The sequence below is a fragment of the Pseudomonas sp. FSL R10-2189 genome (assembly GCF_009600325.1).
Classification (GTDB): Bacteria; Pseudomonadota; Gammaproteobacteria; order Pseudomonadales; family Pseudomonadaceae; genus Aquipseudomonas; species Aquipseudomonas helleri.
This window is the reverse complement of record NZ_WIVZ01000114.1, coordinates 1-635: the sequence shown is the minus strand read 5'-3', so window position 1 is coordinate 635 and position 635 is coordinate 1. Positions and strand designations below refer to the sequence as shown.

Here is a 635-nt window from a genome sequence, read left to right as displayed (position 1 = left end):
ATGACCGATCCGCTGCGCTTCCCGTGCGATGAGATCGTCGATCTTTACAGTCAGCGTTGGGAAATCGAACTGGGCTATCGCGAGATCAAACAAGGACTTTTGGGGGGAGAGTACACGCTGCGAAGCAAGACACCGGAGATGATTACGCAAGAGCTGTGGGGCGTGCTGCTGGGCTACAACCTATTGCGTTATCAGATGGTGCAAATGTCCAGGCAGTGCCCTGGTGTGTACCCATGTGAAATGAGCTTTACCGCCTGCAGTTGGGCGATTTTGGGCTTGCTGCATGGCACGTCACTGAACCATCCCGGCAACTTGCCAGGGTTTCTAGCCGATTTGCAGGCATCAGCGCCGCAATATGTTTTGCCCCATCGGCGACCTGATCGGTGGTTCCCGCGAGCAGTGAAGCAGCGCCCAGCAAAATATCCGACCCGAAAATAAAAATGCCAGTCAGCTTAACTGACTGGCATTAACCTGAGCGGTGGTTTTTTTATGTCTGGAATTTGAGCTGCAAGCTGCAAGAACGTGGGGGCCTGGGTGGGGGGTGTCCAGTTCTAGTTGGGGGTTTCGCTGGGTTTATCGATTGTTTGTTGCGGGGCAATGTTCTGTGTTTTTCGAGCACAAAAACAAAATCCCCG

Annotated in this window: 1 protein-coding gene; it reads left to right on the top strand. The window is 53.2% G+C overall.

What is annotated here, in order from left to right; genetic code table 11:
* The coding region (locus tag GHO32_RS26160) for a transposase (RefSeq protein WP_153338457.1) at positions 1-438 on the top strand (438 nt) is incomplete at its 5' end.
* Positions 439-635: the final 197 nt, after the last annotated feature.